The 25,333-nt window shown below is 42.2% G+C and carries 37 protein-coding genes; 12 read left to right on the plus strand and 25 right to left on the minus strand.

The annotated features are described in order from the left end of the window. Positions 1–2 precede the first annotated feature (2 nt). From P255_RS07015 to P255_RS07135, 23 genes are all read right to left on the minus strand, one after another. Positions 3–674, minus strand: a complete 672-nt coding sequence (locus P255_RS07015; RefSeq protein WP_004904818.1) for a hypothetical protein — start codon at positions 672–674, stop codon at positions 3–5. Next, positions 656–1,177: a hypothetical protein gene (locus P255_RS07020; RefSeq protein WP_004904815.1), complete on the minus strand. Its 522-nt coding sequence runs from the start codon at positions 1,175–1,177 to the stop codon at positions 656–658. The genes P255_RS07015 and P255_RS07020 overlap by 19 nt, the downstream gene beginning before the upstream one ends. Positions 1,178–1,308: 131 nt before the next feature. After that, positions 1,309–2,703, minus strand: coding sequence for a packaged DNA stabilization protein (locus P255_RS07030; RefSeq protein WP_004904810.1), 1,395 nt, complete (start codon positions 2,701–2,703; stop codon positions 1,309–1,311). Next, positions 2,690–3,310: a hypothetical protein gene (locus P255_RS07035; protein ID WP_004904809.1), complete on the minus strand. Its 621-nt coding sequence runs from the start codon at positions 3,308–3,310 to the stop codon at positions 2,690–2,692. Before P255_RS07035 ends, P255_RS07030 begins: the two co-directional genes overlap by 14 nt. A 37-nt stretch (positions 3,311–3,347) precedes the next feature. Beyond that, the gene (locus tag P255_RS07040) at positions 3,348–3,662 is read right to left on the minus strand and encodes a hypothetical protein (RefSeq protein WP_004904806.1); all 315 of its coding nucleotides are present in this window, start codon (positions 3,660–3,662) and stop codon (positions 3,348–3,350) included. Beyond that, on the minus strand, positions 3,662–4,570 hold the full coding sequence (locus P255_RS07045) for a hypothetical protein (RefSeq protein ID WP_004904805.1): 909 nt from the start codon (positions 4,568–4,570) through the stop codon (positions 3,662–3,664). Before P255_RS07045 ends, P255_RS07040 begins: the two co-directional genes overlap by 1 nt. A 5-nt stretch (positions 4,571–4,575) precedes the next feature. Continuing rightward, positions 4,576–4,821, minus strand: a complete 246-nt coding sequence (locus tag P255_RS07050; protein ID WP_004904802.1) for a hypothetical protein — start codon at positions 4,819–4,821, stop codon at positions 4,576–4,578. Between the two features lies 1 nt (position 4,822). After that, a complete protein-coding gene (locus tag P255_RS07055; RefSeq protein ID WP_004904801.1) occupies positions 4,823–5,074 on the minus strand; it encodes a hypothetical protein in 252 nt (83 codons plus the stop codon). 62 nt (positions 5,075–5,136) lie between these two features. Further along, positions 5,137–6,333, minus strand: coding sequence for a P22 phage major capsid protein family protein (locus P255_RS07060; RefSeq protein WP_004904798.1), 1,197 nt, complete (start codon positions 6,331–6,333; stop codon positions 5,137–5,139). Positions 6,334–6,336: 3 nt separating this feature from the next. Continuing rightward, positions 6,337–7,182, minus strand: a complete 846-nt coding sequence (locus P255_RS07065; RefSeq protein ID WP_004904795.1) for a hypothetical protein — start codon at positions 7,180–7,182, stop codon at positions 6,337–6,339. After that, a complete protein-coding gene (locus tag P255_RS07070) occupies positions 7,179–9,473 on the minus strand; it encodes a portal protein (RefSeq protein ID WP_004904790.1) in 2,295 nt (764 codons plus the stop codon). Before P255_RS07070 ends, P255_RS07065 begins: the two co-directional genes overlap by 4 nt. 1 nt (position 9,474) lies before the next feature. After that, the gene (locus tag P255_RS07075) at positions 9,475–10,758 is read right to left on the minus strand and encodes a PBSX family phage terminase large subunit (RefSeq protein WP_004904789.1); all 1,284 of its coding nucleotides are present in this window, start codon (positions 10,756–10,758) and stop codon (positions 9,475–9,477) included. Further along, a complete protein-coding gene (locus tag P255_RS07080; protein WP_004904786.1) occupies positions 10,739–11,278 on the minus strand; it encodes a terminase small subunit in 540 nt (179 codons plus the stop codon). Before P255_RS07080 ends, P255_RS07075 begins: the two co-directional genes overlap by 20 nt. A 330-nt stretch (positions 11,279–11,608) precedes the next feature. Beyond that, on the minus strand, positions 11,609–12,109 hold the full coding sequence (locus P255_RS07090; protein WP_004904784.1) for a hypothetical protein: 501 nt from the start codon (positions 12,107–12,109) through the stop codon (positions 11,609–11,611). 9 nt (positions 12,110–12,118) lie between these two features. After that, a complete protein-coding gene (locus tag P255_RS15690; protein WP_004904783.1) occupies positions 12,119–12,253 on the minus strand; it encodes a hypothetical protein in 135 nt (44 codons plus the stop codon). Then, positions 12,253–12,660 carry a putative endonuclease domain-containing protein gene (locus tag P255_RS07095; RefSeq protein ID WP_004904782.1) on the minus strand — a complete coding sequence of 136 codons (408 nt, stop codon included), beginning with the start codon at positions 12,658–12,660 and terminating at the stop codon, positions 12,253–12,255. Before P255_RS07095 ends, P255_RS15690 begins: the two co-directional genes overlap by 1 nt. Beyond that, positions 12,657–13,001, minus strand: coding sequence for a hypothetical protein (locus P255_RS07100; RefSeq protein WP_004904779.1), 345 nt, complete (start codon positions 12,999–13,001; stop codon positions 12,657–12,659). Before P255_RS07100 ends, P255_RS07095 begins: the two co-directional genes overlap by 4 nt. A 94-nt stretch (positions 13,002–13,095) precedes the next feature. Continuing rightward, complete coding sequence (locus P255_RS07105; protein ID WP_023274449.1) at positions 13,096–13,644, minus strand: hypothetical protein; 549 nt, start codon at positions 13,642–13,644, stop codon at positions 13,096–13,098. Further along, a complete protein-coding gene (locus P255_RS07110) occupies positions 13,641–15,107 on the minus strand; it encodes a DNA cytosine methyltransferase (protein WP_370664286.1) in 1,467 nt (488 codons plus the stop codon). Before P255_RS07110 ends, P255_RS07105 begins: the two co-directional genes overlap by 4 nt. A gap of 2 nt (positions 15,108–15,109) precedes the next feature. After that, complete coding sequence (locus P255_RS07115; protein ID WP_004900948.1) at positions 15,110–15,859, minus strand: ATP-binding protein; 750 nt, start codon at positions 15,857–15,859, stop codon at positions 15,110–15,112. Continuing rightward, complete coding sequence (locus P255_RS07120; RefSeq protein WP_004900946.1) at positions 15,856–16,710, minus strand: hypothetical protein; 855 nt, start codon at positions 16,708–16,710, stop codon at positions 15,856–15,858. The genes P255_RS07115 and P255_RS07120 overlap by 4 nt, the downstream gene beginning before the upstream one ends. 382 nt (positions 16,711–17,092) lie before the next feature. Beyond that, positions 17,093–17,404, minus strand: a complete 312-nt coding sequence (locus P255_RS07130) for a hypothetical protein (protein WP_004900941.1) — start codon at positions 17,402–17,404, stop codon at positions 17,093–17,095. Between the two features lie 8 nt (positions 17,405–17,412). After that, positions 17,413–17,601 carry a Cro/CI family transcriptional regulator gene (locus P255_RS07135; protein ID WP_004900940.1) on the minus strand — a complete coding sequence of 63 codons (189 nt, stop codon included), beginning with the start codon at positions 17,599–17,601 and terminating at the stop codon, positions 17,413–17,415. A gap of 79 nt (positions 17,602–17,680) precedes the next feature. Between P255_RS07135 and P255_RS07140 the strand changes: the two genes are divergently transcribed. Further along, a complete protein-coding gene (locus tag P255_RS07140; RefSeq protein WP_004900939.1) occupies positions 17,681–18,373 on the plus strand; it encodes a LexA family protein in 693 nt (230 codons plus the stop codon). An 84-nt stretch (positions 18,374–18,457) separates the two neighbouring features. Beyond that, positions 18,458–18,736 carry a hypothetical protein gene (locus P255_RS07145; protein ID WP_004900938.1) on the plus strand — a complete coding sequence of 93 codons (279 nt, stop codon included), beginning with the start codon at positions 18,458–18,460 and terminating at the stop codon, positions 18,734–18,736. On the opposite strand, the gene P255_RS07150 is transcribed toward P255_RS07145, so the two are convergent. Beyond that, the gene (locus tag P255_RS07150; protein ID WP_004900937.1) at positions 18,731–18,919 is read right to left on the minus strand and encodes a hypothetical protein; all 189 of its coding nucleotides are present in this window, start codon (positions 18,917–18,919) and stop codon (positions 18,731–18,733) included. The two genes, P255_RS07145 and P255_RS07150, sit on opposite strands and share 6 nt — an antisense overlap. A gap of 105 nt (positions 18,920–19,024) precedes the next feature. On the opposite strand from P255_RS07150, the gene P255_RS07155 reads away from it, so the two are divergent. The 9 genes from P255_RS07155 to P255_RS07195 all read left to right on the plus strand — a co-directional run bounded on the left by P255_RS07155 (position 19,025) and on the right by P255_RS07195 (position 23,619). Further along, complete coding sequence (locus tag P255_RS07155; RefSeq protein WP_035365095.1) at positions 19,025–19,327, plus strand: hypothetical protein; 303 nt, start codon at positions 19,025–19,027, stop codon at positions 19,325–19,327. Between the two features lie 2 nt (positions 19,328–19,329). After that, the gene (locus tag P255_RS07160; protein WP_004900935.1) at positions 19,330–19,641 is read left to right on the plus strand and encodes a hypothetical protein; all 312 of its coding nucleotides are present in this window, start codon (positions 19,330–19,332) and stop codon (positions 19,639–19,641) included. Between the two features lie 15 nt (positions 19,642–19,656). Continuing rightward, positions 19,657–20,787: an ATP-binding protein gene (locus tag P255_RS07165; protein WP_004900933.1), complete on the plus strand. Its 1,131-nt coding sequence runs from the start codon at positions 19,657–19,659 to the stop codon at positions 20,785–20,787. After that, entirely contained in the window at positions 20,787–21,467 is a 681-nt protein-coding gene (locus P255_RS07170; RefSeq protein WP_004900932.1) for a 3'-5' exonuclease, read from the plus strand. The genes P255_RS07165 and P255_RS07170 overlap by 1 nt, the downstream gene beginning before the upstream one ends. 45 nt (positions 21,468–21,512) lie before the next feature. Then, complete coding sequence (locus P255_RS07175) at positions 21,513–21,857, plus strand: hypothetical protein (RefSeq protein WP_004900931.1); 345 nt, start codon at positions 21,513–21,515, stop codon at positions 21,855–21,857. Further along, positions 21,854–22,303, plus strand: coding sequence for a hypothetical protein (locus tag P255_RS07180; RefSeq protein WP_004900930.1), 450 nt, complete (start codon positions 21,854–21,856; stop codon positions 22,301–22,303). Before P255_RS07175 ends, P255_RS07180 begins: the two co-directional genes overlap by 4 nt. A gap of 2 nt (positions 22,304–22,305) precedes the next feature. Then, positions 22,306–22,848 (plus strand): DNA translocase FtsK, encoded by a 543-nt coding sequence (locus tag P255_RS07185; protein ID WP_004900928.1) that lies wholly within the window; start codon positions 22,306–22,308, stop codon positions 22,846–22,848. Next, positions 22,832–23,251, plus strand: coding sequence for a hypothetical protein (locus tag P255_RS07190; protein ID WP_004900927.1), 420 nt, complete (start codon positions 22,832–22,834; stop codon positions 23,249–23,251). The genes P255_RS07185 and P255_RS07190 overlap by 17 nt, the downstream gene beginning before the upstream one ends. A gap of 83 nt (positions 23,252–23,334) precedes the next feature. Beyond that, positions 23,335–23,619, plus strand: coding sequence for a hypothetical protein (locus tag P255_RS07195; protein ID WP_004900925.1), 285 nt, complete (start codon positions 23,335–23,337; stop codon positions 23,617–23,619). Here P255_RS07195 and P255_RS07200 read toward each other — a convergent pair. After that, the gene (locus P255_RS07200) at positions 23,616–24,635 is read right to left on the minus strand and encodes a tyrosine-type recombinase/integrase (RefSeq protein ID WP_004900924.1); all 1,020 of its coding nucleotides are present in this window, start codon (positions 24,633–24,635) and stop codon (positions 23,616–23,618) included. The genes P255_RS07195 and P255_RS07200 overlap by 4 nt on opposite strands. Before the next feature lie 297 nt (positions 24,636–24,932). Here P255_RS07200 and tusD point away from each other — a divergent pair, with 297 nt between their 5' ends. Next, positions 24,933–25,301 (plus strand): sulfurtransferase complex subunit TusD, encoded by a 369-nt coding sequence (gene tusD, locus P255_RS07205; protein WP_004900922.1) that lies wholly within the window; start codon positions 24,933–24,935, stop codon positions 25,299–25,301. Positions 25,302–25,333 lie beyond the last annotated feature (32 nt).

Genomic DNA, 25,333 nt, shown 5'->3' on the forward strand with positions numbered 1-25,333 from the left:
GATTAGATACTCCCACCTGTTTTACCTTTACTTTGAATATATCCATTTGCCAAAGTCCCAATAGTCCCAAGAGAACTGTTCCAAGCATTAGCAACACCGATTTGCCCTGCTGCTGTCGCGTTAGCGCCTGCCATTGTATTGTTTGCAACAGCCTGTGCTGTTTGTAGGCCATTATTTCCTACTTGTGCAGCAGCATTTTGACCCATACCTGCTAGAGAGCTTAAACGGTTAAATTGGTTGGTTTGATCAGCATTAAAGCGATTGTAAGCGTTGCTATATTCTGTGCTCGCATAGTCACTCGCATAATTATTTAGCGCCTTTAATGTTGCACCTGATAGCAACCCGCCCCGTGCTGCCGCGCTAGACTGTACTGAATTAAGACCTTGGTTCAAGCGAAATTGATAACTTGGATCATTATATAAATCCTGACCTGAATAAGTTTGATCGAAGTATCCACCAACTCCCATTTTCCCCATAAGTTGAGACAAAGAAGTTTGTCCAGCTTGCGTATATGGACTCAAATCATCACGGGTCTGGTTATACATCGCAAGTTGTTGATCACTAGCAGCTTGTGCGGCATTTGCCTGTTTTTTTGCTGCGCTTTTAGATGCATTTGCCGATACTACTCCGCCGATAAGAGCTGCACCACCAGCTACTACTGCTGCCCATGCCATAACTTAAACTCCTTAGTTTGATATCCTATTGATTCCAAAAAGGCATCAACCTCTTCTTCTGGAACAATTACTTCGCGTTCGATTTCTTCAACATTGGTTAGTTTTGTTGGGTGAATGGTTATCCATGATGTATCTTCATGGAAGTAGCCTATTCGTTTTGTACCTGGCATTGATTTGATAACCATAGGTGCTGTTAGATGCTGAATCCCTTCCTCAGTGACTACCGTTAAGCTTCCTTTGAGCAAAATATTTAAATGCTCAGTTCGATGCATCTTGCTTACAACGAGTGTGCCTGCTACTGCATCCATCTGGCGCATATAGATGTTTGGTGCAAAATGATGTGTGATAGGTGCTTCACCTTCTTGAATTTCACTATCACTGATTGCATTTTTAATTTTTTTTTCAACACTTTTTACCAGTTCAATGTAGCTTCGGTTTTGAACATCACCCAAAATCTGCATAAGTAAAACAGTGTTATCAATTTCTTTTGATGTTTGGCTCATTTTTATAATCTACCCGTTTAACTGATTTACGACTTTTGCAACTTCTTCAAAGAAGTTACGCCATGCTGGAGTCATTTGATTATTTAGATACATTGGCTCATTGAATGGTGGTATTAGTTTGTTTTTACTCATCATCGCACCTTCACTTTTGATCCTGTGACAACAAATCGGCAAACATCAGAAAATCGAATTCGAAAGACCCGATTAAATGACTGTCCAAGTCGTCTAAAAATAACCCGCTTATTAAATTCGCCGATCTTTCCCAAACTGACCTGACGTGAATATGCCCAGTTTTGACCTTTGTCATCAGACCAATCAAGAATCACATTTGGTTCAATATTAGTTACCTGTCCTGTTTGGCAAAAAAGCTCTAACTCATCAAAAATAAGACGTTGCCCTTGTGGATTTAAAACTGGGGTAACCCGCTCACGGATAATTGCATCCCCCGCATCGGTAAAAGATTCATCTGTTAGTTCATAAATCTTTCCGTTTGATCGATCACCAACAATATGTTTACCTTCAAAGAAGCAATACATGCCTGCACGATGATGCTCATGAAGTGCTGTTTTTGAGTTGTAGTAACTGCGCTCATGCCACAGTCCAGTTACAGCGTCATAGCACCAAGTTTTCTTTGCTGTTGGGAACGACATTACTAGGAAAGAATGCCCATTTTCCTGATATGCAAATGAATACGCATCTGTAACATCTGCATAACTATTAATCGCGGATTCAATCGCATGGTTGCTAATGCGCTGGGTTTGATAGCCTTGAGTCATTACAATTTGACCTTTGCCATGCTCAGACTGACTCAGCCAAACAAGACTTGACCCAAAGATGCAGATCGAGTCTTTCGCAAGACAACCTAGTGGGAGAACTGCGCCCGACATACGTTGAAATGGTGCATCAGCACTGCCAGTAACACCCCATATTTCAGTTGATAGCTCTCCGATGAGCCAAAGCTGACCACTATTCGCGATAACTCGAACAAGATTGTCTGATTTTGATTCTTTTGTTGCATAGTACAGTGCTGATGTTTGTGTACTTAGCAGATCAGACCACTGTATTTTTCTTGAATTAGGTATTGACCAGATAAAACGAGAATCAAGAATGGTTAAGTCGGAAGCGCCAAGAAATTCAGCAGATGTAATTTTAGTTAGCAGATTTGCTTTAATATTCAATGTGTAAGCATTGTTGCTAACAATCATCACGTCAACAGAATTATCAGCAAAATAAACACGCCCAACACCTGATACTTCACCGAGTTGAGTAACAACGCTCCCTCTAATCGAATAAAGCATATTATTTGAAACAACAAGCAATCTCGTATTCAAAGCATACATGCCACGGATTACACCACCCAAGTTGAAAAGCTCAACTAATCCAGGTGTGGGAAGCAATGCAGATACCTTGTTGGTATTTCCACTCTCAACAGCTTGAGGAAAGAGATTTACTGTACGCTGACAATCAACTGACCAATCTTGCAAATTATAAGAAGGCCCGACAATTGGGATATCAATAGTGTTCATAGCGGTGGAATTTCCTTACACCGACTGGCAAGTCGTTGTGCGCATAAATCGGAGTTGAATTGCTGCGTTTTAGTGCTTCAATTGCCCGAGCCTGATTGGTTAGCATCAAAACAGATGGTTCGGTAATACCAAACATAGGGGCAATTTCTACAGCCAAGGAAAGAATTAGAGGGCGCTCATACTTTGCAGGAAAATCAATTTCATCTTTTGCATCGAGCGTGGTTGGCAGGGTAAATGTATTTAGAACAAGTTTTTTGGCGTCTTTTAGTACATTAAAGTGCCAATATGGCTCATCAACGGTATAGATTACAGGTCTATATGAACCAGTATTATTCAAATCACGAATAAGCATGATGTCTTGATCATCGAGCTTTGCCTTATCTGATATTGAATCAACCGTCTGACTCAAGGTATATGTGCCAATACCTGTTAAATCCAGTGAGATTTCCTGTACTTTATAGACCATGAGTCGATCAGTAGCCCATTGTGCAAGTAAACTACGCAAGGCATCTACTGCATCAGCAACTTCTTCTGCACTAGCACTCTCACCTGCGGCCAATACGCCCAATTGTTTTAACGCGCTGGAAATAATATTGCTGACGTTCATTTATGGCTCCAAAAAGAAACCCGCATGTAGCGGGCACTTATTTCACAATGCTTAGACCTAACTCGCTCAAAGCAGCTTCCCAATTCTGCTGAGCATCACCATTAAGCACAGCACGTTCGTACAGTTTTGACATTGATGCCTGATATTGAGCTGGAATATCCATAGCTTTAAATGCCGCATAGTCGTCAGGCTTCCACTGTGAATGACATGCCCAGAATACTGCACCCGAGCTATCTTGCAGTTTGACTGAGATGTTGTTTGGGCCACAGCCACACAGTTCTGCAAAATCGTTTACGTCTTGCAGGTTCTCATCTGGAATTATGTTTACGTCTGAAAGATTAGCTTCATCCATTACACACCTGCCAATTTATTGAAGATTTGCGTTACCAGTGACGTTTCGTATGCAGTTAGCGCACGGTTAATCACGATCAGACCACAATGACTTGTTGAATCGTTGTACGGCGTTGGAATGGTTTGATTTGTGAGAATCTGACAGCCCACGTTTGGAATAGCTCGAATGACTGTGCAGCCTGTTAATTGCGCTGGTAGTGTCGTTGTGAGCTTGTCGTCAATGCCGTCATATTGGATACGGCGCGGTGTGTTTTGTAAGAGTGGGCGGTAGGATGATGTTGGTTGTGATGCGTGGTTACCATTCAATAATTTACAAGTTAGATTTGTGATTGAACCATTAAAAAGAGTGTCACATGTAACACCAAAATTAACATTACCTGTTACAGCAAATAGTATTACTTTTCTATGTCCATTTGCACCGCTAAGCGTACCAGCTACTGTAGTGCCACCTGTAAAACAAGCTGCAATATTTCCAGAACTTGTATTAGATACATCAAATTCTATTTGATATGCTCTACCAGTAGTAACAGAAACTGGCTGAGTTAATGTAGATGGTGTGCCACTTGTATGAGTAGCAAATCCATTGGCAATAGACCACCCAGTGCCTTTACTCCAGCTTGTATCTGTTGTAAATCCACCATTAGTTACCAACTCACTACCTAGCACCAACCCCTTACTCTTATCCAGCACCAACCCCAACGTCTGTCCCGCACCCGTTAATGCCGTAGTCCCTGCTGCATCTTGGAAAAGTATCGAATAATCATCAAGGGTTTGCGTGAAACCCTGTTCTGAGTTGGCGAATAGTTGTTTGATTATCAAGTTGAGATTAGCCACACCACCCAACTGAGTCATCCCTTTTTTAAATATTCCTGCACCGCCTAAAACGATGCTAGACGGTGTTTTAATCATATTATTTAACCTGCTGACATGATTTTAATATCCATTGGATATCCAGTTTGGCTACGTGCCCAAACACTATAAGGTGGGGCAATGCCAAGTTCTTTCACTTGTTGCCATGCGTTATTTATTGCTGGCATTGTGTCACCTGCAGCAACGCTAAACTCATGACCATTCGCTGACTGAATAAACGCATAATTTGATCCATTGGTGATCTGCACAGGCGTAGCAGTCAATGTGATTCGCTGTTGAGAGTTAGCCATATTAGCCCTCCAAGATTGCGATTAAATCTGATTTTGAATCACGAGCCTTGAACTCCTTGCCGCGATTTGTAATTTCTTCGCGCAATTTTTCTGCTGTCCAAGATGAATAATCAATAACTTCATCATCAGGTAGATCCCAATGATCAGCATACCCAGCATCACGCAATTCCTGCTCATGCTCAGCGTTTTTGGCAACTACATGTTCATGATTCTTTTTGTGCCCTTTGTATAGAGCTTTCGGATATTCCTGCATTTGGTTTGCTCCAAAAATGACAATGCCCCAATTAAGGGGCATTTGTTGTCATCGGTTAATCATTAAGACTGAATGATACGGCAGGCATGCAATGGGCGAACAATCTGGAAGCCATACAGCACGTCAATACGTGTACGTTCATAGTCATTGTTACCATCACCAAACGTCATCACACGGACACTCACACCGCTAGGCAAACGTGCCGTATAGCCTTCACATGATGAAAGTACAGGCAACGGCGCAAATGCAGTAGTAAACGCATCTTTGTGGAATGCCAAGTTTTGGAAGCCATTGACCGATACGACACTAATTGCAGCACCATTTGCAGGAAGTGCAGAGACTTTCTTGTTTGGTGTTGTTGCATTTAATGCAGGGTAGATTGAAACAGGCGTACTTGAACCTACTGTTGCATCAGCGGTTACAACGAAGTTCTGTAGAGCACCTAAATCCTGACCTGTGAGCGGATGTACAGCATTTACGCCAGCGATGGTGAATACTGTGCCTTTTGGCAATGTTCCACCAGTTGTTGCACTGGCAATCAATGTTGATCCTGTTTGGTTTGCACCAGTTACCGTAATGCCTGCCGCTGTACCGTTATTAAATACAGGAATTGATTGATGCTCATAAAGATCAGCACCAAAAGCGGTGGCAACATAGCCTTGCAAATACGCTTTTTCAGATGCAGTGGTTGGATTGTACATGCGAGAAACTTCACCGCTTAACGCAACATTCGCATCACTAGAAAGCACAACTGAACGGTCGCCTGCGGGAGCAAGATAGCGATTCAAACGTGCGCGGGCGGAAGCCAATGCGCCAGACGGCGTGCTGCCCGACAATGACATTGCCACTTGGTTTGGAACGCCCAACATGCCACGTGCAATCAAATCTGCTTCGACTACAGATGATAGCGTCTGCATTTGTGGGCGCAAGATACGCTCTTTAAAATCAGTGATGTTTAAAAGCTTTTCTTTCGAACCGAACTGAATCGCAATGTGTTTTTGAGTATCAAGTGTTAAGCTCACTGATTCTTCAATAACGTCAGTACCGCCAGCGCCGCCAGCAAATACCGCACCGTCATATACTTTACCCGAAGTTGGGATTTTGATTTTTACTGTGTCGCCTTTTTGGTAGCCTTGAACATCTTTACCAAATTCATCTTGGCGACCTTTGTTGATATTTGCAATGAACGGCGCTTCTTCTTCCAGCATTTTAGCTGCTTCACGCGCAATCATTTGATGCGTTAAAACTTGGTTACTCATAAATTATTTACCTTTTGATTTTCGCTGTTCGACTTGCTCTCGATACCACTCGTCATCACTCATGTTTGATGGGTCGCGAGCAGCTGGAGCATTGGCTTGTACTGGTTTGATTGGTTTTGGTGCTTTGCTGACTGGTGGAGCTGTTTTTGTGGTTTCTGCTGCTTTTGACCAAGAATCAACGCGCTCACTCAACAATCGAGCAGCTTTGAGCTTTGAGGATTCAGACACCTCACGATGAAATTCTTCATCTTTTGCAAGCTCATATAGCAACTTGATTTGAGTTTCGCTGTCATAACCAAATTCTTCTGCAACTTCATCAAGCGTTACAGGCATTGGGTATGGACGTTTCAGCGCTTCCTGAACAACATTTTCAAAATCTTCATGCTGTTCAGAAAAAGTATGAATTGTTGCTTCAACTTCACTTTGCTTTTGGATTTGCGTCTTTTCGCTTTCTTGTTTACGCAGATTTTCAAGCACACGCTGCTCAGCTTTCGCCACGTGATACTCTTCAATTGCATCCTCATATTCGCTATAAGTCTCAAAATCCTCAATTTTTGGTCGCTTAACTTCAGCAGTTTCCTGCTTGCCTTCAAACTCAGCCTGTTTGCGCTTAAGTTCGGCATTTTCACGCGCTAATTGCTCAATGCGCTCTTGAGCACGGGATTTTTTAGGCTTATCTGGTTCGGTTTTCTCAGGTTCCTGAGTTTCCTCCTTACCCTCTCCGCCTTCTTGAGTCTGCTCAGGTTCCTGAGTTTCCTCTTGCCCCCATTCCTTAATCTCTTGACTTTCTGCACCTGTGTTTTCCGTAGCGGTGGTTTCTACGTTGTCATTTGATTGATCTGGATTCATTGCTGTTCACCATTACCAAGTGATGGGAATAAATTCTCATCAGTAGCCATTGCGCTATCCCCGAACTGGCTAGGCTCAGGAGCGAAGTTTTGTTGATCCGTTTCATCAGGCATTAAAAAACCGCCATCTTGAGGCGGTTCTTGTGGTGCTTGTTGCGACATGTTAGGCGGCGGATCAGGCTCATCTAACTGCGAAAAATCTTGTGGTTCATTTGTTTCGGTAGGCTCATTTGGGTCGTTTTTATCAAACTCACCTGGTTCATAGTTGTCTGTGCTATCACCATTTTGCAGCCATTGCGGTGGGACTTGGCTTAATAGGTCTTTAACACCGAGCATTTGCTGCTTAAGCAACTCAGCAACACTACGAAGCTCTTGAACATCGGCACGGCTTGCGGCATTGATCTGTGCAACCTCAATGTCTTTACGAGCCTGTAGCTCGACTTTCATCATCTCTAAGTTGCGATCAGCATTTTTATCCTGTAATTGCTGTTGTAAAGCAGTCATATCAGCAGTCATTTTCTGCACAACCTGATCAAGCTGCTGAATCTGTGCCTTAGCCTGCGCTGGGTCAATACTGTCTTTACCAAGCGCCTGCGCTGGAACAAGCATCTTCACACGTTCAGCAATTTCTTTACTGTTCAGCAATGGAGAGTTTGCAATCATCAAATCAGCAATGATGTTGAACAAGTTTGGATTGGTTTGCACAAGCTGCATCATAAGCGCGAAAGATTCTTCACGTTGAGTGTTGAATGCTGGACCAGTATCCATACGCACATCAAAACGACCAACTGTTACATCGTTCAAGATACCGTTGATTGCTTTTTCTTCTTCATCTGGAGTTTGTGGCTTGGCATTAAGCTTAACCAATTCACTATCACCATCATTCCCAATAATTCTTCGAACCATTTCTGTATCGTACAAAATCGGGAAAAGACCGATCAAAACACGCGCTGAATGACGAATGGTTTTGTTCACGTTGTCTTGAAAGTGGAACTGTGCTGTGTCTGCTTGACGTTGTAGCAAGCCAATTGCCCGACCTGACTGATTATTTACCTCTTGACCCATGGTTGGGTTATGCATGTTCAAAATGTCAGGAATAAGCTGCTGTGCGCTTTGAGCAGCATTCAAAATACCTACTGGCGGAGCAGCTGCACCAATTTTTTGAGGATATGGAATTGGATTTCCGTTTTCGTCAGTACCTTTAAAACGCAAATACACCGCGCTTGAAGGATTTTTCCATTCTTCAAAATCAGCAATACCTCGGTCATCGACAATCGTCATTTCATCTTGGTTTTTCTGCAAGATATGTGCTTCTGTTGACTTCCAATAATTGAAAAGCCGTTGAGCATCTTTTGCAAAGTGAACCAACGAGAAAATATGACGTTTGTTCTCAATCCAAGTAACTTCGCCATACACTGGAAAAATCGGAATCCATTTACCAGGGAAAACGCCTTTCTCAAGAACTTTTGATGCGGTAACTTTTGCCCATTTTACTTCTGTGCGTGTTGTAGAGCGCTCAGCAATAATGAGCTCAGGTGGCAATTCAGTCTCAAGATTAGATTTTAAAACCGTTGTGCCATCCGCTAATCGATAAAGCGTATCTTTAACCTGCTCTTTGTAGAAGTATTCAGCAACACATACGGCGTTATGTGTTGTGTTAAACCAAACAGGATTACTTGCATAGTCAAAATTGTCTGGAACAAGGTCTTTGCCGTATTGCGCACGCAATTCCTCAAGCTCAACCCACTCACACACCAATGCACGTGTCATATCCGAGCCGTCAAGCTCTTTGGAGAGCGGGTCGATAAATACTGCTTGTGGATTAACAATCGCCTGGAAGCGTGGCTCCTGATTAAATGAATGCTCATCCACGTAGTCAGTGACAATACGATAAAAGCCGACTGCGGAATGGACTTGGTTTGCTGCTGCGGTATCGAGTGCATTTTCAAAGTTTGATGCTTCTTCAACATCTTTGATCAAACCGCCAAGAATTTCAGCAATTTCAGGATCTGCATCTGAGTCAACAGGAACAACTTTAGCCTGAGGTCGGTTTTGACGCATTGTGTTGATCTGTTGCTGTACATAGGCACGAACAAGATTAATCTCAAGCGTTGGCTTGCCTTCATGCTTACGCTTCTGCAATGCATGTTTATCCCACTGCGCACCTTCAAGAGTCACAAACTCTTTGTCATACAAGCCTTGATCATAAATCGGTTGCCAGTATGCATGTGCTTCATTTCTAAATTTCTTTGCAGCATCAAGAATGATTTGATCTTCGTCTGTCTTACTCATTTTATCCCATCCAAGAATTTGCATGTCGTGGTGGCGGCGGTGCAGATGATTGTGTTGCAACACTCATCTTATTAATATTCAAAGCACCTTCACCAAACGCATCAGAACTATGTGATGCCCAGTCATGAACTGGCGTAGCTTTGAATTGATCAAGCTTATCGTTGAATTCACGTCTATAGTTCTGCAATGCCCGAATACCATGCTTACAGTTTTCAGCATCAAACCAACAGTTTTTTAGCATCTGGCGTGTTGCTTCAATACGATCTTCGACACCAAGTCTTGCACCTTTAGCCATTCGATACCCAAGTGTTGCCATAGTCTGCTCACGGCTCACACCAGAGCTAAGATCTCTTGCTGCAATATCATGTGGTGCGAAGTGCTTCTCGTAGTTGTAGCCGTGTTTCTGCTTTTTCTCATCAAGAATTCGAGCATAATGAGCCAATGGCTCATTGTTCGCCTCATAATGATCAATGACACGAATCTCTTTGCCATAAACTTGAAAGAACCAAATTGCAGTAGGATCAAGAATCCCCAAATCCCATGACGTATAAACAGGCAAATTAGGATCATGTGGAACTTTGCAGATTCGGTTTTCGCGTTTGATTTGCTCAAACTCAGCTTTGTAAATTGCACCATCTGCGATAGTCTTAGGTAGTCCAAGCCAAATGTTTTCCCATTTTTCATAGTCCGTTTCTTTCATGTGTTCAGACTCTTCGATTAGCTCAGGCGGGCACCACGGATTGTCAAAGTAATTGATAGTAATCACTACAGCATTGTCTTTGCTTTGCAGTTTTTCACTCATCAGCCAAACTGGGTCAGATGGCAAATAAGGGTTAAATGATGCCCAAATTTCAGAACCAGGCTTACGAATTGTAGGAATCAAAACATCCCATGATCGCTGGCAAACTGATTGTGCTTCTTCGACCCAAACAATGTCACAACCCTCATATGACTTGATTGACTCAACCGTATGTGATGCAAGACCAGCAAACAGGAATTGAGAGCCATTTATCCCGCGTATCTCACTGTCAAGTGACTGGTAGAATTGACCAAGATTTAGAGCTTGAATCTGATCATCAAGCAAAGCCTTTACGGACTCCTTAATTGATTTCTGTACCTCACGAGTACACAGCACCCGAAGCGGTTTTGATGCAGCCATAATGAGCAGCATCTTTGCAATTGACCACGACTTACCAGAACCACGGCCGCCGCGAGCAATCTTGTATCGAGCAGGTTTAAAAAATGGTTTGAACTTTTGCGGGAATTTAACGCTGATCTTCTCCATCGCCAAACTCCACATTGAAACTGATATTCAGTGAGCCTGAATGCTCATGCTTAATGTTTTCTTTAAACGCGCCGACAGCAATATGCTTCCCAAGCAACTCAAGATTCTTTACTTTGTCAGGCCATTTGATCTTTTTAAGCCAACCAGATTGAGTTCGCTCATCACCAAAACCTTCAAATTCCTCTAGGTTTTCAATATTGGAGATATATTGACGCCAAATCTTAGGCCACTCACTGATTGGCTTTAAGCAGTAGTTATCATCCATGATGTCTAAAACATCCATCTGATCGATCTCAACCAAACGCTTTAGAACATAGTCAGCGTCAATCTGAACGCGCTCTTTGCGTTCTTTTAGTGCTTCTTGAATGGCTTTTGCAATACTAGGTTTTGCTAGGTTTTCAGCACCAATCTCATTAGCTGTTTTTGCGCTATATCCTGCACGAATTGCAGCTTGCGTAGCGTTAAGATCAATCAGGTATTCATCAACAAATCGTTGTTGCTTTGCAGTGAGCTTTGACATATTTCCTCCTGCAAAACTCAAATAAAAAAAGGCACCTGAGCTTCCGAAAACACAGGCGCCTTTTTGCCGCAATACACTCGGCTAATCATCAATCCAAAATAAACGCTTTAAAAAGTTAAGCATATCCCTATCCTCAAAACTGGCTCGCCATGTAGGACTTGAACCTACGACCCTAAAAATCGGCTCTAACCAACTGAGCTAATGGCGCAATTATTTCAGGCAATAAAAAAGCCCACCATAATGTGAGCTTTTAAATTTATCAGTGTGAACTACTTATACTTCGTGCCACTGTACCATAAATCTATAATATTAATGACGTCACGTCAACAATCACTTTTTATCTTTTGCTTTGTAATCAATGAATGAATATCGAGCATGGATAGCAGCTAGACCACACTTGATGTCAAACTTTGCATCCATGAGTGTTCGTTCATTGTTTACAAGTCGAGAGATTGGCATTCCGTAAAAATAACGGTCAATCACAGCATCAAGCCAACCGTCCAAAACTTCTGACTGCCCCTGCATATCCAAGATTAAACGTTGTACGGCGCGAGCCTCATTATCTGTAATCTCACACGCAACCCCCTTACTGGTTGGCTTTGGTGCCTGATCATCGCTGCACAACCAATCAGCCAAAATCTGCTCTTCTGACTTGATCTTCTGTTTACTCTTTTTGACAGCCTGATCCATTGCAACAGCAATCGGGTTCACGCTACACCCACAAGTACCAGACACGCTACTCATCCAAGCCCCAAACTGGTAAAGCCATTCTTCAAGTGTGAATCGCTTCCAGTCCACAATTTGCATAATATGATTTACTGCTGCATTCATCCCAATCCCCTACTTAACATTCACAATTGCAATCAAGAACAAGCCCACCACAATGACAAATGCAGACCAATCAACAATCCCGCCATCCTTGATCTTTGCACCCATCATAAAAACCAGTAGCAACACAGATAAAATGATTTTCATCACGCCACCTTTTGATCTAATGCTTTAATTAAGTTTTCAATATCTCGAAGCAATCGCCCTGACTTAACTTGTTGTGTACTACCCTTCAAAACGTGATAACCCAAAATCGCTGCTTGGTTATATTTTTCGCAATCCCCCTCAAACCCTTTACCACGCGTATGTCTGCCCTGAGACCAAACACCACCCTCGACCTCGATCAAAATCGAATAGCCATCAATCCGAAAATCAGCGCGCCATTTGCGCTCTGGATGAAACTGGAACTCCTTTATGTAAGCAATCTTCATTGCGTCAAGCTGTCTTGCCAGTAATGCTTCACCGACTGACACGGCGCGCGGCTGCTTCTTTGCTTGTGGTCTACGTGCGTTTTTGATTTGTTTTGAGTAATTATTCATTGCAATTGTCGTCATTCGTCACCACCTTTAAGTACTTTTGCTAAATGCTCTTTGATTAGAACTAATGCAGAATTCCATCCCCTGTTGTAAGAATCACCTTGATATAAATATTCCTGCATATCGAAATATTCTTTCATGTCCGCTAATTGGTCTTTTAATTCATCAATCCTTTCCTGCCTCACCAAAACAGCCAACTCACGATCTTTCAGGTTTTTACTCAAATCCGTGACTTTACTTTCAAGCTCCTCAATCCGCTTCTGCTGTTCCTGCCACACCGCCATAGCAGGCTCTTGAACAATTGCGAGTTCAGCACAATTGAAGTTTTTTATAATTTCCCAAACTTTTTTAATACTCATAAAAACCTCAACGCATGATGTTCACTGTTGCCACCCCCTGCCAAAAGGCAGAAGGCGATTAAAAGGATCATAAAAATTAGAAAATCGCGTGGGGTCATGCTACCCCCTTTCTATTCCGCGCTTCAGCCACAGACGCACCCATGATCTGGCGCATGACTTTCTGCCCGTTGTTGTTCTTCGGTTTCTTAACTCTCGGTTTTGGTACAGCCTTAGGCTTAGGCTGCAAATGTCTAGCCTGTTCAGCAAACACAGACGCGAAATGTGGTTGAAATTGCTGATATTCATGCACTCGCATAAACCCACGATTTGCAATCAGTGAAGCCGTAGTTGCATTGATTCTCGCAAGCGTTGCCAAAAACTTCATTGCACCAGTGAATGCACGTGCCGCTTCAACAAATTCCTGATACTGCTCATCGGTTGCCATCGCAGGTTTTTCACGCACGATGATGATTTCTTTCACTGGTTTCGCATTCGGAAACTTCTGCTGAAGCACCACATCAAGCTCAGCTTTCAAACTGTGATGCTCATTATTGCGATAAGCGTTAAGCACAGACTTCACGATGCAAAGCTCATAAGGAGGACGGCGTTTAATTTCAGCCAGTGTTTTAAGCGCTTCTTTGATTTGTTCTGAAATGTAGATCATGCTGCCCCCTGGTATTTGCTTTCATGGCTGAAATTGGCACGTACAAGTGCTTCTGATAATTGCGGTGGAACTGAATTACCAACCATGCGACCTTGCTCAGTTTTGGTTAGCTTTATCGTGTTTCCATGCTCATCAATGCCGTAACTGAAGATGTATGTACTTGGAAAACCTTGTGCTTTGAACAATTCGACTGGCTGGAACATACGCATGCCAATATCAACAATTTGATGTAGCACGCCTTTTACGGTCACTAAACCAAATCGATCTTTGGTTGGAATCGTTCTAAGCGGAGTAGCCAAGCTATTGCCGTCTTTCTCGTTTCCATAAAATGCTGTTAAGAATGCATATACCGCTGCAAAATGCCCGCCGCCCGCAGTGATGGTATGCAGCGGATCTTGGACTGATTGACCAACACAATCTTTTCTCAGCTTGATCAGGGTTGCTGCTACCAGTGCGTTATGGTCTTTTGCGGTAATGGTGTGGATTGGCTCTTTTACATCACTTCCAGTGGCACCCGTGTAATGCTTGGCTAAAAATGCAGTAACCAAAGCATGATGACCACCTTTCACCTGAGCACATATAGTCCGAAGCGGCTCATTTGCTGACATGCAACGCGGAGTTGATGTATTCGCAATTTCAGTCATTACTGGTGCAATGTGTTGATTATCAACACCAACAATGAATGGCTCAGGATTATTGATGACAAAACGAACTAAACCATTTGCCAAACGGCGCGATGTAGCATCCACAAGTGGTTTTGATCGCTCAAAGATACTTGGGCATGGGATAGACCAATCAATGCATTCTGCCGCTGTGCGCCATGGTTTCAACTTGCCTTTTTTAACTTCCAAGCTCTCAGGCTTCCCATGAGTTGCTTTAGGCCAAACAATTGGCAATCCATCACGTCGAGCAACCAGAAAAAATCGTTTACGTGTAGTTGGTGCACCGAAGTCACATGCTACAAGCACACGCCATTCAACCTGATAACCCTGATAGCGTAGCGCCTTAACAAAACTTCTGAAGGTTTCGCCTTTGTGTTTTGGACATGGACGACCATCCTCAGCAGCACGGCCCCAAGTTTTAAACTCCTCGACATTCTCAAGCATGATGACGCGAGGTCGTGTTTTCGCCGCCCAGCGTAATGCTACCCAAGCAAGACCGCGAATTTTCTTTTCAACCGGTTTGCCACCTTTCGCTTTTGAGAAATGCTTGCAGTCAGGAGAAAGCCAAACAAGACCAACAGGTTGATTGCCAGTCACTTCAATTGGATCAACATCCCAGACAGACTCACAATAGTGTTTTGTGTCAGGATGATTAGCTCGATGCATCGCCAAGGCTTTTGGATCATGGTTAATTGCAACATCAACAGGTCGACCGAAAGCAGCCTCAAGACCTGTGCTAGTACCGCCACCGCCTGCAAAGTTATCGATGATCAATTCATGTGGGAAAAGGTTTAAATTCATGTTCATACCCCACCCACTCCGCTACCAATTCGAGCATCAGCCCAATTGCACTCAACCAGTGTTAATCCATCATGTTGAAAACGAGACCAGAGGCGATCCCCTAAATCCTTCTGCAATTCAGCCAATGTAAGATTTGAAATCAGCATGGTTGGTTTACCTGCGTCATAGCGTGAATACAAAACCTTGTGGACTAATTGAAGTCGGTTTTCATGACGATCATGAAGCCCATACTCATCTAGGATCAGTAAGTCATACTCAGTGAATCGATAGATCGCAGCTGCTTCACTGTCATCAGCTCTTTTCCATGCATTGGCAATGTCATTTGCCATGTCTTCCGAAGTGATATAGCGAACATAAATCCCCTTGTTTAAAAGCGTTCTGGCTACTGCACAGCTCAAATGGGTTTTACCTGTACCTGTCTTACCCGACATGATGAAATTGCGCTTCTGACCAGCAATCATGACTCTTGAGAACTCAACGCAGTTGTTCAGGGCATTCGATTGCCCAGCAAAATTCGTGTTGTAATTTCTAAAGCCTGAATTCTTGTGACGATCAGGAATCATTGCTCCAGCAAAGTGCAACTCACGAACCATCTTGTTTACAGATTCCTGATGCTCCTGGTTATTCTTGTTCACCAAGTTTTTTGCACACTCAGGACAGATTTGATTAGGACCAGCTTGAACTTTTTGAATTTTGTGTTCAGCGCAGTAAGCCTGCACCTGTTGAAATTTCATTGAGATCATTGCATTCATACAAAATCCTCCGGTATTTCAACTGGCTTAACATCTCCTTGGAATTCAGGAATATCTTTCCATGCCTCGTTGACGTTACGGTTTGGTTTTTCAGTGGATGAATAACCTGTTTGTTTCTTATGGTTGTTCAGAGGGGTTTGTTGTCTACGCTCAACCCATTGAACAAGTTTTCCAAGAATTTGGTTTTTCACCATTTGATTTTTATGGCCATACTCAGCTTGTAAATCACCTTGGAGTTTATTCAGGTCTTCCTGAGTGATTTCCTGTAAACCACGAAGTTTGATTTTTGTGTTTACGAGAGAGAGATCAAAAACAAAACGGAGATCTTCCGTTTTATCTTGTTCCTGCTCTTGTTCCTGCTCTTGTTCCTGCTCTTGGCTTGCAAGGGGCTTCGAAGGGGCTTGGTTTTTAGGTGTATTTTTTGCAGTATTTCCACGTTTTTCAGTCATGCAAAAAGCTTGGCTATATTTATCGTAAAAGCTTGCTAGATAAGGGTTTGAAGGCAATGAGTTATACTCGTTTTGCACCCCAATACTGCGCTTATCTGTGTCCTTGAGTTTTTCAGCAATCTGGAAGCGGGCCATTTCATGCACCCATACCATTTCTGTAGACTCGTCATAACTGCAAAAACCCGCTTCACAAGCCCATTTAAGCCCCTTCGAAGCCCCTTCCATGCCTAAGCCAGTTTCGTGAGCAACATATAAAAGGGGGATGTAATACAAGCCCAACATGTTTGCATGCGGGCAAGTCATTAAATACATTGAAACTACAACCGACTCTGGGCACTTGCGTAACTGCTTTCCAGTTGATCCTGTCCAGAAATGTGGCGAAACTTTTGCATAATCACGCATGGCTTTTAAGCTCCTTATAAGGGGCTTTCATGTAGCTACTAAGGTGTGTAAATTCTTTTAAAAACCAAAGAGACTTAATAAGATGCCCCTTTAGATCTGGTGGAATTACTGGGCGCTCATCTATCATTATTTTCCCCACCGAAAACTGATTCAAAAGCCGATTGAAATGCAGCATCAAAACCACCTGACTGGATAAACCCGTCAATGATGTTTGGTTCTTCTAAGCAATCTAGGCACACAAAGCCTGTTTCTGTACGTGATACCAGTTGATCTGAACCGCAGTAATCACATGTAGGCTCTAAAATTAGGCAATGGTTGCAGCAAGATTCTTCAAACTCAGTGCATTTGCCTTGACATGGGTGTTGTGTTAAATTTGATTTGTTCATAAATGATTGACCTTATTTGTTGAACATGAAGCCTGATCTCGACCATCAGGCTTTTTTATGGTTAAAATTTGAGAATCTGGGTTTTCCACAACTTGCCCAACCAAACCCAAACGCTCCCTTTTCTTCCTGTTTTTATTTGCTCTTTCAAGCATTAAGCTAACTTCATGGTAATCACCCATGATTGCCTTTTCTAAAAGGATGACAGCTTGATGTGCATAATCTTTACCGCGGACATCTGCGATCAATCGCAAACGCTCCATCATGTCTGGAAGCATCTTCAATCGGAGATCTTCTTTTTCAAGACTCATAGTTCACCTTATGAATTTGATTTGTTTTCACGTTTAATTGGCTCTTTCCCGCTTGCTAGATCGCGAACTTGATATTCACGGGCTAAAGGAATTCGATCATTGGGCCACTGATAAACAGCCGCTGGATCAATCCCAAGCAAATTTGCTAAGCCAACTCCATTAACTCCAAGCAACTCATAAGCTTCTTGCTTAGTCATTTAATTTTGCCCAATAAAATAAGATTTCTTAGTATTTAATCAAAGAAATCTTATTAACACAAGATGTAAGATAACTTATATGGAAAATAAAACTACTGGTCAGCGCATACGCGCTCTTAGACGCTCAAAGAAATTAACCCAAGCGCAGTTAGCAAAGATTGCGGGGGTTAGTTCACCCGCTGTAACTGAATGGGAAAAGGATAGCTATTTGCCAAAAGCAGCATCACTGGATGCTATGGCGAAAGAATTTAATGTCTCAACAGACTACATTCTCAAAGGAATAGAAGGTGAAAATCCAGCAACAGAGGCACAACAAGAAACTACTAGCCATGAAGCCAGCAATGTTAGTTTTAATGGTAAGCCACTGAGAAAAATACCCGTACTGGACTTTGTTCAAGCGGGACTGTGGCGTGGTGTTGTTTATGATGGCATTCACCCTATTGGGCATACATACACTGATTATGAAGGAATAAATCCACAAGATGTTTTTGGTGTGACTGTTGACGGTATGAGTATGTCACCACGGTTCATGCCAAATGATGAGTTAGTGATTGATCCAAACCTTGCACCACAACCAGGTAACTTTGTCATTGCCCAAAATGGCGACTATGAGGTGACTTTCAAGAAGTACCGTGTCACTGGGTACGATGAGGAAGGTCGAGAGCAATTCCAGTTAGTTCCGCTAAACCCTGATTTTGGAACACTTGATTCCATTCAGCATAAGATCAGTATTATTGGCGTAGTCGTAAAACATATTCAGAATTTGAGATAACAATAGGCAGCTTAAGCTGCCTTTTTATATTAAGAAAACTGTGAACCCGACACAGTAACTACAGCAGATCGGGTGGAGAGAAATGTGGCAAATTACTTAATCAGCTATGACCTCATTGGTGATAAAGATTACGAAAAACTATTTGAGGCTATCAAATCTATAGCTAATGGCTACTCCAGACCCCTGAAATCGGTCTGGATCATAGGTCATAAAGGGGAAGCTTCTGACATAGTCAATGCCTTATCACGATATATCGACAATAATGATAAGTTGTTTGTTACATTAGTCACAAAAGACACTTCATGGACTAAAACTCTAAAAGACTCCACTAGAGAATGGCTTAAAAAATATATTTGGTTATAATTTGGGTTCTGATGTGACCCCGACCCCATTAAAATAATCTTCTTGGTCTTTAATGGCTTTATCAATCCATTCCTGATCAGCATCCACTACTACATCTTCCAGCAGTGTTACACGCCCTTCAAATAGCTTGACTCGTGTGCCTGCTGGAATAATACCACGATCCAATTCTTTATCTTTATCCATAATAAACTCCAAACCAACCCGACCCAGTGTCGGGTTTTCTTTTGTCTATTAAAACATAAAAAATAAGTTATCTTAAAAATTAAATAAGATTTCTTAGAATAATTATTGACTCTCAATGTAAGAAATCTTATATTTAAAACACTAAGACAAACAAAAGCCCCAACACTTGCAGGCGACGGGGCTTTTCACAACAACGAGGTCATTATGGAAAAAAATCTTTTATCTGTCAAATCAAAGTCGGGACTCGTATTCCCTGCCTTTGTCGCACTCATCATCTTCTGTGTTGTGTTCTTTACTGCACTCCGTGAAGCAGATCGTCAAGAGCGCGAAGCTACTGTCGTGAAAGTACAAGTTCAAAGCGAGCGTGATGCTCAAAGCCTTTACCAATCTGCTAAGAAGGGGGATTGATAATGAATGCTCAAGCCTACCCTGACAAATTCTCAGAATTCCTTGGCAAAGACGCACGCTCTGGTCTCTATTTTGTGCGACTTGGTCATACAACCTATGCAGCAAATGCAACTTGTACAGAAATCTTCACCGTGAAAGACGGCGTGAATACCTCTGTTTCTCAAGATGTGTTGGCTTCTAAGGGCTGGATCTTAAGAAGCATGCGTGATGTGGTTTTCGCTGAGCGACGCAAGTTTTCTGAAGCTATGCAGCGCTCAAACATTCCAGTTTATTCGCGTCAAGCATATAAGCATCGTCGCGGTTACTCGCACTAATTCAGGGGAAATATCATGGCTTTAAATATTATTACTGCTGATCAGGTTTTACAGGTAAACGCAATTATCACCTACATCTACGCTGATCCTGGTCTTGGTAAAACCTCTATGGGCTTCACTGCTGATAAGGCAATTTCTTTTGACTTTGACAAAGGTGCTCACCGTACTGGTGAATTACGTCGCGGTGCTGTAGTTAAAGTAAACAACTGGAATGATGTTGTAGAGCTTACAGCTCAAGACTTGGCACCATTCAATACAATCGTTTTAGATACTGTGGGTGCAATGCTTGAGTGCATTAAAACCCACCTTCTCACCATCCGAAACAATCGACAGCAAGATGGAACACTAAAGCTTAAGGCTCAGGGTTCAGCAAACAACATCTTTAAAAACTATGTTCACATGCTGATCAGTATGGGTAAGGACGTTGTTTTTATTGCTCACGCTTCTGAAGATCAGAACGGCGACCAAACCATTTATCGTCCAGACTTAGGCGGTAAAAACCGTAACGAGCTTTACCGTATCGCTGACATCATGGGCTATTTGACAACTGTTCGCACACAAGAAGGTAAACCAGCACGTGTTATCAGCTTCAACCCATCCGACACACACCATGCTAAAAACGCGGGTGCTTTGGGTAATGAGGTTGGTGAAGTTTTGGTTCCCGATCTAAAAACCAACCCTACATTTTTGGCTGACATGATTGCTCAAGCAAAAGCTCACATTAATACGCTTACTCCTGAGCAGCTTGCCACCATCAAGGCAAATGAAGATCTTGAGAATTGGCAGCAAAGCTGTAAAGAGGCTGAATATGCCTCTGATCTTGATCAGCTCACTGAATCTTTGCATGACATGGTTGAGTCAAAGCATGTTTATGCTGAATCAATGCGCCAAACCATGCTCTTACGTGCCAAAGAGCTTAAATGCAAATTCAATAAAGAAAGCAATAAGTGGTATGACCCACCTGAATTCCAAGCCATTTCTGACGAGCAGCGCGACCAACTTCAAGCATTTATAGATGAACGCGGTCTTGATGTGAAAAGCGTTTGCGAACACCTCGGCATTGATGCCCTCACTCAAATTGATGTGAACACACTTACTGCTGTTCAGGCAGATATCGACAACTTAGCCAAAGAGAGCCTTGCATAATGAAAGCAATTATTCTTGATACCGAAACCAATAAATTACAAGGCTTGCCAATTGAAGTTGCTTATGTGCCTTGCGAAGTCAAAGACGGCTCTACCTCGGTTTTCGCTGATCAGGCTTTTGATGAGTATTACTCTGTTGGTGAACCTATTTCATATGGTTCTATGGCTGTGCATCACATTTTGGAAAGCGACATTGCTGACAAGCCAGCACATACCACGTTCAAACTGCCTGAATCTGCTCAGTACATCATTGGTCACAACATTGACTATGACATCGAAGCAATCAAGCGCTGTGGTGTTGATACATCGAATCTGAAAGCCATTTGTACGCTGGCACTGGCTCGTAAAGTATGGCCAGAAGCTGAAGCTCACAATATCTCTGCCCTGACCTACATGATCTTTGAGGGGATTCCATCTGTACGTGATCAACTGCGTTCAGCACACAATGCCAAACAAGATGTGTTGCTCACTGGAAAGATTCTCAAGAGCATTGTGAACAAACTTCAAGCCACTGATTTAGAGCATTTATATCAACTTTCAGAAGATGCCCGCATCCCTTCTATCATCACCTTTGGCAAGTATAGAGGCACAGCTATCAAAGACGTACCAAGCGACTACAAAGCTTGGTTGCTTAAACAGAATGAGCTTGATCCGTATTTGCGTAAAGCTTTAACAGCATAACACCACCCACCGACATGGATGTCTCATTGGGAAACTGGAGAACTTATGAATATTAAAAATTTAGATGTTGTTAATCAAATAACACGAATTCCGAATGATGTATGCCCTGCATTTATGGAGTGGTGTTTGCGTGGTGGGCATGAAATCAAAGTTAAGAAAGACGGCGTGATTATTCGCAAAGGCAAAAGCAGCGGCATGATTTTATGTCGTGGCAAGGTCGAACCAAACTACCTGATGACTGAGTACGTTATCAGCCGATTTGAATTATTTAGTCGCCAGTGGATGAAATATGGTCGAGCGTTCTTTGAAGAATTAGACAAATCGATGCTGAAAAAATGCGATGGCATTTATAAACAGGCAGAAATTGAAAAAATGAGGGTGGCGGCGTGAACAAATTACAAATGGCGCATGAGTACGCAAAAATATCCGTCTCAGCAATGCTAAATGATGATCCTGATTCAGATATTAATTTTGAAATGGTTGCAATGAATGCATTTGGACTTACGGATGCCATGTTCGCAGAATTTGAAAAACGCGAAAAAGAAGAAGCTGCGAAAAAGCGTTTTGAAATTCAGAAGTTACTCAATGCGGATAACACTTTTATTGAGCGCGAAGATCAGCATTTTGATGATGTTGAATGGCATCCTGATTGGAGTTTGGCGCCTGAAAATGCGATGGCTTGTGCAATGGATGCTGATAAGTCCATGTGGTGGCATGGAAAATATCCAAAACGCACTGATGTTGAATGGCTCGGTGATGTGCTTGGGGAATACAAAGATCATGGTTACGTAGGCGACTGGCGCGACTCGTTTCGCATTCGTCCAGAGGGGGTTTGAACATGGATATAGATTTATATAAATCAGTTGTTGCTTTTGTTCGAAAAACCAATAAGGCAAGCATATCCCATATTCAGCGTAACTTTTATTTAGGTTATGCCAGAGCATCAGAAATCATGGATAAACTTGAGAGTGAATATGTTGTTAGCCGCATGTCTGCAAGTGGTCGTCGCGATGTTTATCCTGAAATTGTTGCCAACTTGAATGCCGAAATTGACGATCTGAAGGTGAAGCTCGCAAAACTGGACCGAGATGCTGATCAACTGCTTACTGAACGTGACGAAATGCAAGAATTTGCAGAGAAGCTAAAAGATCGTTTGCAGGAAGTATTTAATCAAGATTTTGGCGACCATTCAAATGCAAACTGCCCTTTCACTAATGCACTTGAATATGATGATTCAGGTTTTGTTTTGGTGCCGAAAGAGCCGACTGGAAAAATGATATCCGCTGGATATGAGAGCAAAGAGCATGTTAATAATTTAATTGTAAATTACAAAGCCATGATCGAAGCAGCACAGGGAGAAGGTCATGACAACATTGAATGATTTTATTTCCAAGTTCCCCAAAGTGACAAAAAAGCAGATGTACGGAAGCCAAAAGCGCTTATTTAAATTCCGTCGTCGCTTGAAAAAATGGGTAAAACGCTCAGGTTGTTATGTTGTTTCAAGTGGCAATACCAAATGCCTTGAGTGCGGAAAGATTGAATACATGCATCGTTTTGGCTGTAAGTGCATGGAAATTGGAAAACCCCATAAAGGCGTGGTCTATGGTGCGGCACTCAACACTGGCGCTATTGGTGGGAAAAGTAAGTTTGACCCGATAATCAGTGAAAGTGATTTTATTTCTTATAGAGACATTTACCAGCGCATCAAAAGTGGTGATCGATTCATTGATTTAAGTTTAAGAAAAGAATTGAACGAAAGTCACTTTAAAGGAGCAACCCAATGACTGACTTCTGCGTAACGTGCCAAGGTTTTACCGTAAGAATTGATGGGTATTGTCAATATTGTGGAATGAAGTGAGGTGTGATGATGGGAGTATTTAAATACGCTGTTATTCTTGAATCTGACACACCGCCTTCAATTATGCTTGGACAAAATATTGGTGGTGGTATCGTCAAAGAGTTGAAAGAAGTATCTCAAGAATTGGTTACAGCCTCACAGCTTGCAGTTACTTATAATCTTTCGGTTAATACGATCCGTGATAAGTTGGTCAGTATTAATCAAGGCACCATTGGCAAGGGTTTATATAACCCTCGCCTAGCCCATGATCTTCTAATTCAAAAATCAAAAAGAGGCAGACCGAGAGCGAATTAGCTCTCACTGCCATTGAACATTTCTACTAAATCATGTGCATCTGGATTGTAATAAGTATTAATCAAAATCCCGATAGTCTTATGCCCTGTTATCTTCGCTAAAACTTCAACTGGCAATTTCCGAACCTTTACCATACGAGTGATTGCTTCATGCCGTGAATCATGGAAGTTGATCTCCGTTAGATTGGCTTTGGTCTTTGCACGAATCCAAGCTGTAGAGGCAACATTCTTATCGAGTGGAACAAGTTGATCCGAATCAGATGGTAACAATGATAAAAGGCGCTTTGCCTCTTTGGACAACGGCACGTTTCTACTCTCACCGTTTTTGGTCATCGGCAAGTGAACAAAGGTTTCCTTTATGTCTTGCTTGCGCATACTCAATATTTCGCCCTGACGCATAGCTGTTTCGAGTGCAAATAAGAATGCCCAAGCGACATATTGTTTTGACGTGATAGGCGTTGTTACCCCATCCCATTCCAGTGCTTCAAGTAGGGCATCTTGCTGTTCTTGGGTGATGCGCTGATTTCGTGGCTTCTCTTTACTTGGCATTGGTACTGTGTGCCAAACATTTGACTCAAGCAAAAATAGCTCTTTCATTGCATAAGTGAAGATTGCTGAAAAGATGGCATGCTCATTTCTCAGCGTTCCGATCTTGACTTCTTTTTTTCGCTTATTTCGCCACATTACGATATCATTTGGCTTGAAATCGTGAATAGATTTGTCAGCAATATCAGGCGCTATACGATCTAGGTTGGCAATTTTAACCTTAATTGTTCTACTTGAACGTGTGTGACGACCATGTTCTTGGTAATACTTCTCGCATAACTGGCGGAAAGGAAAAGCGGGTTTAATACCCTTCTCAAGTTCTGCTTTACCTGTTTTTAATTCAAGTAGCTTTAAAGCAGCCCATTGCTCACATTCTTTTGCAGTATCCCTGGTAACTGAATATCTTTGCTTGTCATGGGTCACAGTAATACGCCAACTTGACCCGCGCTGGATTGGTTTTGGTATCTTCATTTCTTGGTGCAGATTTGGTGCAGATTTATTCTTATAGTACCGAAAAAATCGGTGAAATGAGGAAAATTATCATATTTTGCGGTTTTTAAAACTGCTTAAAATTGATAGGAAGTAAACAGGAAATTATATAAGATATTGTTTTTATTATTTAATTTTTAAATTAATTTGGCTTGAAGTGTCATATTCGTTTATTTGTTATCTAAAATCATTGTATAATTACCTATTGTTCATTTTTCATGGCTTACCATTACAAGTCCACGCGAGTGCATAGCCATATTCTTTGTAAAGTGATTTGTTATGAGCACCCTAATTCTTGTCACCGCTTCTCCACATTCTGTTTTGGCTTGGCATGCACTAGGTACAGTGCAAGCACTCCAAGCTAAAAACCAGAGTTTTCGGGTTTTTTTCTATCAGGATGGAGTTATGGTAGCAAACTCCCTGAACTGGTGTCCTGATGATCAACGCCAACTTACTCAGGAATGGCAAAAACTCGGTATTCGTTTACCTGTTTGTGTCAGTGCGGCGCTGGCTAGGGGCATTACCGATCAAGAAAATGCCGAACGCCATCAATTAACACAATTTAACCTCGCATCTGGCTTTGAACTGGTTGGTTTGGGAGAATTCGCCGATGCTGTTCAAAATACCACCCGTTTAGTTCAATTCTAAAAGCTTTGCACGTGTGTTTTGTTGTTTTTAAA

Origin of the sequence: Acinetobacter brisouii CIP 110357 (assembly GCF_000488275.1) — a bacterium.
GTDB classification, from domain to species: domain Bacteria; phylum Pseudomonadota; class Gammaproteobacteria; order Pseudomonadales; family Moraxellaceae; genus Acinetobacter; species Acinetobacter brisouii.

Coding starts and splice junctions, on each gene's coding strand:
- P255_RS07015 (WP_004904818.1), bottom strand. CDS start 674: ATGGCATGGGCAGCAGTAGTAGCTGGTGGTGCAGCTCTTATCGGCGGA.
- P255_RS07020 (WP_004904815.1), bottom strand. CDS start 1,177: ATGAGCCAAACATCAAAAGAAATTGATAACACTGTTTTACTTATGCAG.
- P255_RS07030 (WP_004904810.1), bottom strand. CDS start 2,703: ATGAACACTATTGATATCCCAATTGTCGGGCCTTCTTATAATTTGCAA.
- P255_RS07035 (WP_004904809.1), bottom strand. CDS start 3,310: ATGAACGTCAGCAATATTATTTCCAGCGCGTTAAAACAATTGGGCGTA.
- P255_RS07040 (WP_004904806.1), bottom strand. CDS start 3,662: ATGGATGAAGCTAATCTTTCAGACGTAAACATAATTCCAGATGAGAAC.
- P255_RS07045 (WP_004904805.1), bottom strand. CDS start 4,570: ATGATTAAAACACCGTCTAGCATCGTTTTAGGCGGTGCAGGAATATTT.
- P255_RS07050 (WP_004904802.1), bottom strand. CDS start 4,821: ATGGCTAACTCTCAACAGCGAATCACATTGACTGCTACGCCTGTGCAG.
- P255_RS07055 (WP_004904801.1), bottom strand. CDS start 5,074: ATGCAGGAATATCCGAAAGCTCTATACAAAGGGCACAAAAAGAATCAT.
- P255_RS07060 (WP_004904798.1), bottom strand. CDS start 6,333: ATGAGTAACCAAGTTTTAACGCATCAAATGATTGCGCGTGAAGCAGCT.
- P255_RS07065 (WP_004904795.1), bottom strand. CDS start 7,182: ATGAATCCAGATCAATCAAATGACAACGTAGAAACCACCGCTACGGAA.
- P255_RS07070 (WP_004904790.1), bottom strand. CDS start 9,473: ATGAGTAAGACAGACGAAGATCAAATCATTCTTGATGCTGCAAAGAAA.
- P255_RS07075 (WP_004904789.1), bottom strand. CDS start 10,758: ATGGAGAAGATCAGCGTTAAATTCCCGCAAAAGTTCAAACCATTTTTT.
- P255_RS07080 (WP_004904786.1), bottom strand. CDS start 11,278: ATGTCAAAGCTCACTGCAAAGCAACAACGATTTGTTGATGAATACCTG.
- P255_RS07090 (WP_004904784.1), bottom strand. CDS start 12,109: ATGAATGCAGCAGTAAATCATATTATGCAAATTGTGGACTGGAAGCGA.
- P255_RS15690 (WP_004904783.1), bottom strand. CDS start 12,253: ATGAAAATCATTTTATCTGTGTTGCTACTGGTTTTTATGATGGGTGCA.
- P255_RS07095 (WP_004904782.1), bottom strand. CDS start 12,660: ATGACGACAATTGCAATGAATAATTACTCAAAACAAATCAAAAACGCA.
- P255_RS07100 (WP_004904779.1), bottom strand. CDS start 13,001: ATGAGTATTAAAAAAGTTTGGGAAATTATAAAAAACTTCAATTGTGCT.
- P255_RS07105 (WP_023274449.1), bottom strand. CDS start 13,644: ATGATCTACATTTCAGAACAAATCAAAGAAGCGCTTAAAACACTGGCT.
- P255_RS07110 (WP_370664286.1), bottom strand. CDS start 15,107: ATGAATTTAAACCTTTTCCCACATGAATTGATCATCGATAACTTTGCA.
- P255_RS07115 (WP_004900948.1), bottom strand. CDS start 15,859: ATGAATGCAATGATCTCAATGAAATTTCAACAGGTGCAGGCTTACTGC.
- P255_RS07120 (WP_004900946.1), bottom strand. CDS start 16,710: ATGCGTGATTATGCAAAAGTTTCGCCACATTTCTGGACAGGATCAACT.
- P255_RS07130 (WP_004900941.1), bottom strand. CDS start 17,404: ATGAGTCTTGAAAAAGAAGATCTCCGATTGAAGATGCTTCCAGACATG.
- P255_RS07135 (WP_004900940.1), bottom strand. CDS start 17,601: ATGACTAAGCAAGAAGCTTATGAGTTGCTTGGAGTTAATGGAGTTGGC.
- P255_RS07140 (WP_004900939.1), top strand. CDS start 17,681: ATGGAAAATAAAACTACTGGTCAGCGCATACGCGCTCTTAGACGCTCA.
- P255_RS07150 (WP_004900937.1), bottom strand. CDS start 18,919: ATGGATAAAGATAAAGAATTGGATCGTGGTATTATTCCAGCAGGCACA.
- P255_RS07160 (WP_004900935.1), top strand. CDS start 19,330: ATGAATGCTCAAGCCTACCCTGACAAATTCTCAGAATTCCTTGGCAAA.
- P255_RS07165 (WP_004900933.1), top strand. CDS start 19,657: ATGGCTTTAAATATTATTACTGCTGATCAGGTTTTACAGGTAAACGCA.
- P255_RS07170 (WP_004900932.1), top strand. CDS start 20,787: ATGAAAGCAATTATTCTTGATACCGAAACCAATAAATTACAAGGCTTG.
- P255_RS07175 (WP_004900931.1), top strand. CDS start 21,513: ATGAATATTAAAAATTTAGATGTTGTTAATCAAATAACACGAATTCCG.
- P255_RS07185 (WP_004900928.1), top strand. CDS start 22,306: ATGGATATAGATTTATATAAATCAGTTGTTGCTTTTGTTCGAAAAACC.
- P255_RS07190 (WP_004900927.1), top strand. CDS start 22,832: ATGACAACATTGAATGATTTTATTTCCAAGTTCCCCAAAGTGACAAAA.
- P255_RS07195 (WP_004900925.1), top strand. CDS start 23,335: ATGGGAGTATTTAAATACGCTGTTATTCTTGAATCTGACACACCGCCT.
- P255_RS07200 (WP_004900924.1), bottom strand. CDS start 24,635: ATGAAGATACCAAAACCAATCCAGCGCGGGTCAAGTTGGCGTATTACT.
- tusD (WP_004900922.1), top strand. CDS start 24,933: ATGAGCACCCTAATTCTTGTCACCGCTTCTCCACATTCTGTTTTGGCT.